2 protein-coding genes and 1 pseudogene are annotated in these 3749 nt (G+C 38.0%); all 3 read right to left on the bottom strand.

The genetic code is table 11. The features are described from left to right. Nucleotides 1-563: pseudogene (locus tag AC1DO4_RS27610) on the bottom strand (GumC family protein); the annotation flags it as partial. Nucleotides 564-599: 36 nt separating this feature from the next. Next, complete coding sequence (locus AC1DO4_RS27605) at nucleotides 600-1352, bottom strand: polysaccharide biosynthesis/export family protein (RefSeq protein ID WP_477420991.1); 753 nt, start codon at nucleotides 1350-1352, stop codon at nucleotides 600-602. A 470-nt stretch (nucleotides 1353-1822) separates the two neighbouring features. Next, complete coding sequence (gene glmS, locus AC1DO4_RS27600) at nucleotides 1823-3661, bottom strand: glutamine--fructose-6-phosphate transaminase (isomerizing) (RefSeq protein WP_477420990.1); 1839 nt, start codon at nucleotides 3659-3661, stop codon at nucleotides 1823-1825. Nucleotides 3662-3749: the final 88 nt, after the last annotated feature.

The following is a 3749-nucleotide window of genomic DNA, read 5'->3' as shown; positions in this document are numbered from 1 at the left end:
CCCTTATCCACTTTAAATACATAATCGGCATGCTGTATCATTTGGCCGTATCTATATATCCAGCTCTTTTTATCTTCCTTTAACAGGAAAGTATTTTGCGAATAAGTTTGAAGCTCAAGTTTTTTCAGATAAACGGTTTTACCCAGTTTTTTTACTGTAACAACAAATGGCAGGTCCTGTCCATACAATTCATTTGTTTTATATCCGCTCTCGTCAAAATATGAAACTTCGAGGTTTAGTTTTTTAAATACATCGTATATCAGATCTTTTGAACGTAAAACTTCCATTTCATTATCAACAGTTTTAGTTTCCTGGAACATGTTTAGATCGCTAAAGGCAGTAGCTTTAAGAAGCCCACCGTCTCCTTTTTTATCGTCTGGGATCTGAAGTGTACTGGTGATCTTATACAAAGGAGTAACATAGTTTAAATAAAACCACACCGCCACCAAAGTGACAAGCAAACCTATTACAAACCAATACCAGCGTTTTAAATACGGCATTGCAGTATCCATAAAGTTATTATTGCCAGGTAAGGGTTGTTTTAAAATAAAGTTCGTATCCATGTTAGCTATTTTTAACATTATGCAACAGTTATATATTTATCTTTTTAAAAGTACCGCGGCCAAAACTGCAAGTGCAGAAATAGAGGCTATAACAACGGGCAATAACCGTGTATTCTGACTGTATTCTACTGCTTTTGCCTTATCTGGCTCTACATAAACTATATCGTTTTGCCTTAAGTTGAAATACGGCGAATTCATTGATTCAAGTTTATTAAGATTTATTCTCGTCATGGTTTTATTGCCGTCCTCGTTACGGATGACCAATACATTATCTCTTTTACCATAAACGGTCATATCTCCGGCAAGTCCTAAAGCTTCTAATAAGTTTACTTTCTCGTCGGCGATGACAAACGTTGACGGTCTGTTAACTTCTCCTATCACTGTAATTTTGAAATTAATAAGCCGGACATCAACAACAGGGCTTTTAACATGTTTAGTCAATTCCGAAGCAATTGCGGCTTGCGCTTCTTCAACGGTCATGTCCTCAACTTTAACCTCACCCAGCAGGGGTAATTGAATTGTTCCGTCCTTGCTTACTTTATATCCTTCTTGTTTGCCAGATTGAGCATCAACTACGTAAAAAAGTTTATTTGACTCGGGGTTTAAACTGTTAACAGATACACTCACAATATCTTTTTTATGTATGCGAACCTCTTGGGCAGTTTGTGGATTATTAACAACGGTGGCATTTGCCAGGTTGCTAAAATATACCAGGTCGCGCTTGGCTGCGCAGCTTGTGATTAACATTAATGATATAACACAACCACTTAAAATTACGCTCTTCCTCATTGGTTTAAAATAACAGATTGTATTTTTTGACTGTTTCATATATCAAATTTATCTATTTGGGCTTCAACAGGATAGCGTTTTTTGCGATTGAAATTAAATTGTAAAGGGGTTGTATTCACTTCACATAAAGTGTAAACTTGCCTATAACTTGATTTACAAACCCTGTAAAAAAGCATGTAAAACATGTCCATAACTGTTAAAAAGACGTTAATGAAAATCCGAAATCCACAACCTCAATCATCTTCTTTTTCTGCAGAAATTACGCTGATAATTTGGATAAATGAGATCCGGTAATGAGGATAAGATCAGCAGATGCTTTAATAAGACGGGCGGAATTTTGCACATAACCAGGATTAAAAAATATTAATACATAAAAAAAGCAGGCTTACACCTGCTTCATTTGATTGTATATAATAGAGATAATTGGTTTATTAGGGTAACCTGCTATGATTTATAATTACCAGTGTATTTTATTCAACGGTTACTGATTTTGCAAGATTACGCGGCTGGTCAACATTACATCCCCGCATTACAGCTATATGGTAAGCAAGCAGCTGTAAAGGAATAGTGGCTAAAAGCGGTAAAAAGGCCTCGTCAGCATCGGGTATCTCTATGCAGTGATCTGCCATTTCTCTTACTTTTGTATCCCCTTGTGTAACTATAGCTATTACTATCCCTTTCCGGGCCTTAACCTCCTGTATATTGCTTATGACCTTGTCATACGACGAGTTTTTAGTAGCTATAAATACAACCGGCATTTCTGCATCAATTAAAGCAATCGGCCCGTGTTTCATTTCTGCGGCTGGATACCCTTCTGCATGAATGTATGAAATTTCCTTTAATTTTAACGCACCCTCCAGGGCTACCGGGAAACCGCTGCCGCGACCCAGGAAAAGACAGTTAGTCGCATCTTTAATTTTGGATGCAATGCTTTTTATCAAATCATTATCCGATAAAAGCGATTGTACCTTATCCGGGATGGTTTCAAGTTCGGTTAATAAACGCGTTAGTTTTGATGATGTGATAGTGCCTTTTTGCTGCGCAATGTATAAGGCCAATAATGTTAAAACAGTAACTTGCGCGGTAAACGCCTTTGTTGAAGCTACGCCAATCTCCGGCCCCGCATGGGTGTAAACGCCCGCGTGGGTAATTCTTGGGATTGATGCCCCAACAACATTACAGATGCCTAAAATTGTGGCACCCCTTTCTTTAGCAATTTCAATCGCAGCCATCGTATCTGCTGTTTCGCCAGATTGGGATATAGCAATTACTATGTCCTTTTCATTAATAATGGGGTTACGATACCTAAACTCTGAGGCATATTCAACCTCTACAGAAACACGGCCGTACTCCTCAATTAAATATTCGCCCGCTAAACCGGCATGCCAGGATGTGCCACAGGCTATAATTATTATCCGTTCGGCATTTTTAAGTTTATCAGCATATTCTTTCACCCCGCCTAAGGCAACTTTGCCTGTTTTCGGAATAATGCGTCCGCGCATACAGTCTTTTATTGAACGCGGCTGTTCAAATATTTCCTTAAGCATAAAATGTTCAAAACCACCTTTTTCAAGCGATTCAAGTTTCATCTCCAGTTCTTGTATAAGCGGCGTTTGAATCACATTATCCAATCGTTTAACTAAAAGTCCTTCACGTTTAACCAGCGCTATTTCATTGTCTTTTAAGTAGATAACATTCTTGGTATATTCTACAATAGGTGTTGCGTCCGAGGCGATAAAGTATTCGCCCTCACCAACGCCTATAACCAGCGGGCTTCCTTTTCGGGCAGCTATCAATTGGCCCGGATTTTCCCTGTCCAATATAACTATGGCATAAGCGCCAATAACAGTATTTAAAGCCAAACGAACAGCTTCCAACAAATCTGTTTGTTCAATATTTTGTATTTCTTCTACTAAATGTATTAAAACCTCCGTATCTGTTTCGCTCCTAAATTTATGCCCCCGGTTTATTAACTCTTCTTTCAGCGTTGAATAGTTTTCAATGATGCCGTTATGAATAATATGTAAACGGTTGTCATTTGATGCATGAGGATGCGAATTAAGATCAGATGGTACACCATGTGTAGCCCACCGGGTATGGCCTATAGCAATTAATCCGCTTGTATCCTGGGTCTCGGCAAAGTTTTCAAGGTATGATACTTTGCCAACCTTTTTATAAACGTTAAAACCCTCCTGGTTGATAATCGCAATTCCAGCGCTATCATAACCACGATATTCTAATCTTTTAAGGCCTTTTATTACAATTGGCCACGCGTCACGAAATCCGATATAACCTACAATTCCACACATAACTTTGGTATTTTGATGGTAAATAATCAATAAATATTTATTGCTAAACAAATTTATTTAATTGATTTCCAATACCCTATGGTATACA

Source organism: Mucilaginibacter sp. P5_A6, assembly GCF_056400585.1.
Note: the sequence above shows the minus strand (reverse complement) of the source record. Positions and strands in the feature narration are given on the sequence as shown.

What these genes read in the sequence shown, in the direction of transcription:
- glmS (WP_477420990.1), bottom strand. Translation starts at nt 3,661, where the DNA reads ATGTGTGGAATTGTAGGTTATATCGGATTTCGTGACGCGTGGCCAATT.
- AC1DO4_RS27605 (WP_477420991.1), bottom strand. Translation starts at nt 1,352, where the DNA reads ATGAGGAAGAGCGTAATTTTAAGTGGTTGTGTTATATCATTAATGTTA.